The organism is Streptomyces sp. ME19-01-6, assembly GCF_033793745.1.
GTDB lineage: Bacteria > Actinomycetota > Actinomycetes > Streptomycetales > Streptomycetaceae > Streptomyces.
Map to the genome: position 1 here is coordinate 1 of NZ_JARAXF010000081.1, position 5,269 is coordinate 5,269.

At 75.8% G+C, this 5,269-nt stretch carries 2 protein-coding genes; both read left to right on the forward strand.

Going from position 1 to position 5,269, the window contains the following annotated elements:
• The coding region (locus PV419_RS52630; RefSeq protein ID WP_319701205.1) for a KR domain-containing protein at window positions 1–4,054 on the forward strand (4,054 nt) is incomplete at its 5' end.
• A 19-nt stretch (window positions 4,055–4,073) separates the two neighbouring features.
• Window positions 4,074–5,269: beta-ketoacyl synthase N-terminal-like domain-containing protein (locus PV419_RS52635; RefSeq protein ID WP_319701206.1), on the forward strand; the 1,196-nt coding region annotated here is incomplete at its 3' end.

Sequence of the window (5,269 nt, forward strand, 5' to 3'; positions counted from 1 at the left end):
CGTCCTGATCCCGGGCGCCCAACACACCCTCGACGCACTCGACACCCCGCCCGCGCACCCGCCCGTCCTCATCCCCACCCTCACCCGCACCCAGCCCGAGACGAACGCCCTCGCCCGCGCCCTCGCTACCCTCCACACCACCCACACCCCCGTCGACTGGACCCCCTGGCACCCGACCGCCCACACCATCGACCTCCCCACCTACGCCTTCCAGCACCAGCCCTACTGGCTGCGCGTGGACGGCGGACCGGGCGACCTGCGCAGCGCGGGGCTCACCTCGGTGGCGCACCCGCAGCTCGGCGCCGCCGTCGAACTCGCCGACGGCGGCCTGGTGATGACCGGCCGCCTCCCCGCCGCCGGAAGCGGCGGCGGCTGGCTCGCCGACCATGTCGTCGCCGAGGCCACTCTCGTCCCGGGCGCGGCCCTGGTCGAGTGGGCGCTGCGGGCGGCCGACGAGGCGGGCTGCGGCGGTGTCGAGGAGCTGGCGCTCCAGGTCCCGATGGCGCTCCCCGCGTCCGGCGGGCTGCGCGTGCAGGTCGTGGCGTACGCCCCGGGCGAGGACGGCCGCCGCGAGGTGGGCGTGCACTCCCGCCCCGACGGGGAGGCCTCCGCCCCCTGGACCTGCCACGCCACCGGGTATCTCGCCCCGGCGGCCCCGGAACCTGACCCGGCGGGCTCGTCGCTGGCGGGGGCCTGGCCGCCGCCGGGCGCCGAGCCGGTCGCGGTGGACGGCTTCTACGACCGCGCCGAGGCGCTGGGGTACGGCTATGGCCCGGCGTTCCGGGGCCTGACCGCCGCCTGGCGCCACGGCGAGGACCTGCTCGCCGAGGTCACGCTGCCCGAGGCGGCACACGAGGGCGCGGGCGGCCTCGGCATCCACCCGGCGCTGCTGGACGCGGCCCTGCACCCGGTGGCGCTGGACGCCGAGCGGGGCGGCGACGGGCAGCTGCGGCTGCCGTTCGCGTGGAGCGGCGTCACCCTCTACGCCACGGGCGCGCGCGCCGCGCGGGTCCGCATGTCGCCACAGGAGCACGGCTTCCGGCTCCTGCTGGCCGACGCGGCAGGCAACGCCGTGCTCGGCGCCGACGCCGTGGTGGTCCGCGCGACGAGCGCCCGCCAGCTCCGCGAAGCGGGCGCCCGGCGGGTGGACGGGCTGTACACGGTGGCGTGGACCCCGCTGCCGCCGGCGGAGATTCCCGCGCCCGACACCGGCGACCTGGCGGTCCTGGGCAGCGACGACGACCCGCTCCCGTTCCCCTTCCGCGCCTCGCGGTCCGGGCCCGGCCCTGCGCGTTACGCGGGCATCGACGAACTGCTCCTCGCCACCGCGACGCCCGCCACCGTGCTCGCGGGCGTCCCGGGCGGCGACCCGGAGTCGGCGGACGGGGCGCTCGCCGCCGCCACCGGCGTGCTGTCACTGGCCCGCCGGTGGCTGGAGGAGCCGGAGCTGGCCGACGCCCGGCTGGTGCTCGTCACCCGGGGCAGGATCGCGCCCGGGTCCGGGGACGCCGACGACGGCCCCGACCCGGCGGCGGCGAGCGTGTGGGGACTGGTGCGCAGCGCCCAGTCCGAGAACCCGGGCCGCTTCCTGCTCTGCGACATCGACGGCGGCACCGGTCCTGCCGAGCTGCTGGACGCCGTGCGGCGCGCGGTCGCGCTGGACGAGCCGCAGGTGGCGGTGCGCGGCGGCAACGCGCTGGTGCCGCGCCTGGAGCGGGCGGCGGCGCCGGAGTTGGTGCCGCCGCCGGGTGAGCGGGCCTGGCGGCTCGCGTCCGGCGGCTCGGGCACGGTCGACGGGGTCGAGGTCGTGCCCTGCCCCGAGGCGCTGGAGCCGCTGGCGCCCGGCCAGGTGCGGATCGCGGTGCGCGCCGCCGGGGTCAACTTCCGCGACGTGCTGATCGTGCTCGGAATGTACCCGGACGAGGGCACCTTCCGGGGCAGTGAGGGCGCGGGTGTCGTCCTGGAGGTGGCCGGGGACGTGACCTCGGTGGCCGTCGGCGACCGCGTACTGGGCCTGTTCGAGGGCGCCTTCGGCCCCGTCGCCGTCGCCGACGCCCGCGCGGTCGTGCCGGTCCCGCCCGGCTGGACCGACCAGCAGGCGGCCGCGGTCCCCACGACGTTCCTCACCGCCTGGTACGGGCTGGTGGACCTCGCCGGCCTGACGGCGGGCGAGAAGATCCTGATCCACGCCGCCACGGGAGGCGTGGGCACGGCGGCCGTGCAGATCGCGCGCCACCTCGGCGCCGAGGTCTACGCCACCGCCAGCCCCGGCAAACACCACGTCCTCGACGCCATGGGCATCGACGCCGACCACCGCGCCTCCTCCCGCGACCTCGCCTTCGAAGACGCCTTCCCCCCCATGGACGTCGTCCTCAACAGCCTCGCCGGCGACTTCACCGACGCCTCACTCCGACTCCTCGGCGACGGCGGCCGGTTCATCGAGATGGGCAAGACCGACATCCGCGACCCCGAGGAGATCGCCGCGTCCCACCCCGGCGTTCACTACCGGGCCTACGACCTGGTGCCCGATGCCGGTCTGGATCACGTCGGGGAGATGCTGCGCACGCTCGCCGGCCTCTTCGCCGAGGGCACCCTCCGGCCGCAGCCCGTCCAGGCGTGGCCGCTGGCGAAGGCCCGGCAGGCGCTGCGCCACATGAGCCAGGCCAAGCACACCGGCAAGGTGGTGCTGGACATCCCGCGCACGCCGGACCCCGACGGGACGGTCCTCATCACCGGCGGCACCGGCACCCTCGGCGCCCTGACCGCCGAACACCTCGTCACCACCCACGGCATCACCCACCTCCACCTCCTCAGCCGACGCGGACCCGACGCCCCCGGTGCCGCACAACTCCGCGACAGGCTGCAGACCCTGGGTGCCCACGTCACCATCACCGCCACCGACACCGCCGACCCCACCGCCCTGCGCGACGTCATCGACGGAATCGACCCCGACCACCCCCTCACCGGCGTGGTCCACGCGGCGGGGGCGCTGGACGACGCCGTGCTGACGGCGCAGACGCCGGAGCGGCTGGCGGCGGTGTGGGCGGCCAAGGCGACGGCCGCCGCCAACCTGGACACGGCCACCCGCCACCTCCCCCTGGCCCTGTTCACCCTCTACTCCTCCGCCGCCGGCACCCTCGGCAGCCCAGGACAGGCCAACTACGCCGCTGCCAACGCCTACCTCGACGCCCTCGCCACCAGGCGACACCACACCGGCCTCCCCGCCACCTCCATCGCCTGGGGCCTGTGGGCGGCCAGCAGCGGCATGTCAGGCGACCTCGGCCAGGCCGACCTCGCCCGCATGAACCGCACCGGCTTCACCCCGCTGTCCACCCCCACCGCGCTGGCCCTCTTCGACGCCGCCCACCGCCACGGCGCCGCGTCCACGCTGGCGCTCGACCTCAACTCCCGAGCCCTGGGTTCACCGCCCTCCGACGCGGTGCCCGCCCTGCTCCGCGGCCTGGCCGCCGCCGGGGCCCCGGCCCGGCCCACCGCAGCCGCCGCGCGGCCCGTCGACTGGGCCGGCCGCCTCGCCGCGCTCACCGAGGCAGAGCGCCACCGCGAACTGCTCACCCTGGTACGCATGCACGCGGCGACCGTCCTCGGGCGCAGCGACCCCTCGGGGGTGCGGGCGGACAGCTCCTTCAAGGAGCTGGGCTTCGACTCGCTCACCGCCGTCGAGCTGCGCAACCGGCTCTCGATGGCCACCGGGCTGCGGCTGCCCGCCGCCCTGATCTTCGACTATCCCGACGCCGGGACCATGGCCCGCTACCTGGAGCAGAAGCTCGCCCCGGCCGACCGGCCCGCCTCCGAACCACCGGCGCGGGCCGATCACCTCGCGCCGATCCTGAACGACCTGACGAGGCTGGAGTCCACCCTCAGCGGCCACACGGTGGACGGCACGTCCCGCGAGACGATCGCGGGCCGGCTCCACGCACTGCTCGCCCGCCTGGAGGGCCGGGGAGACGGCGCGGGCATCGACGGCGAGGCGCTCGCGTCGGCGTCGGACGACGAGATGTTCGCCCTCATCGACCAGCAACTGGGCTCGTCCTGACGGGGAGTGACGGGAAACCATGTCAGCCACCGAAGATAAGCTGCGCCAGTACCTCAAGCGCGTCACCCTCGACCTCGGCGAGGCCCGGCAGCGCCTGCGCGAGGTCGAGGAGCGCCACCAGGAGCCCATCGCCATCACCGCGATGGCCTGCCACTTCCCCGGCGGTGTCGCCTCCCCCGAGGAGCTGTGGCAGCTGGTGGACAGCGGCACCGACGCCATCGGCCCCTTCCCCGCCAACCGTGGCTGGGATCTGGACGGCATCTACCACCCCGACCCCGACCACCCCGGCACCGCGTACGTCCGCGAGGGCGGCTTTCTCCACGACGCCGACACCTTCGACGCGGCGTTCTTCGGCATCAGCCCGCGCGAGGCCCTGGCCATGGACCCGCAGCAGCGGCTGCTGCTGGAGACCGCGTGGGAACTGCTGGAGCGCGCCCACATCGACCCGGCCACCCTCAAGGGCTCCGCCACCGGCGTCTACGCGGGCTGCGGCGTTCCCGGCTTCGGCACGCCCCACGTCGAGAAGAGCGCCGAGGGCTTCCTGCTGACGGGCAACGCGCTCAGCGTCGTCTCCGGCCGCATCGCGTTCACCCTCGGCCTCGAAGGCCCGGCGGTCACGCTGGACACCGCGTGCTCGTCGTCGCTGGTGGCGATGCATCTGGCGGTCCAGGCGCTGCGCGGCGGCGAGTGCTCGCTGGCGCTGGCGGGCGGCGTGACGGTCATGCCGACCCCGAACGTGATCACGGAGTTCTCCCGGCAGCGCGGCCTGGCGCCGGACGGACGGTGCAAGCCGTTCGCCGCCGCCGCCGACGGCACGGGCTTCTCCGAGGGCGCGGGCCTGCTGCTGCTGGAACGCCTCTCCGACGCGCGCCGCAACGGCCACCAGGTGCTCGCCGTCATCCGTGGCTCGGCCGTCAACCAGGACGGCGCCAGCAACGGCCTGAGCGCCCCCAACGGTCCCTCGCAGCAGCGCGTCATCCGCGCCGCGCTGGCCAACGCCCGGCTGACCGCCGACCAGGTCGACGCGGTGGAGGCGCACGGCACGGGCACCACGCTGGGCGACCCGATCGAGGCGGACGCCCTGCTGGCGACCTACGGGGAGGACCGGCCCGCCGACCGGCCGCTGTGGCTGGGCTCGCTCAAGTCCAACATCGGCCACACGCAGGGCGCGGCGGGGGTGGCGGGCGTCATCAAGATGGTGATGGCGATGCGGCA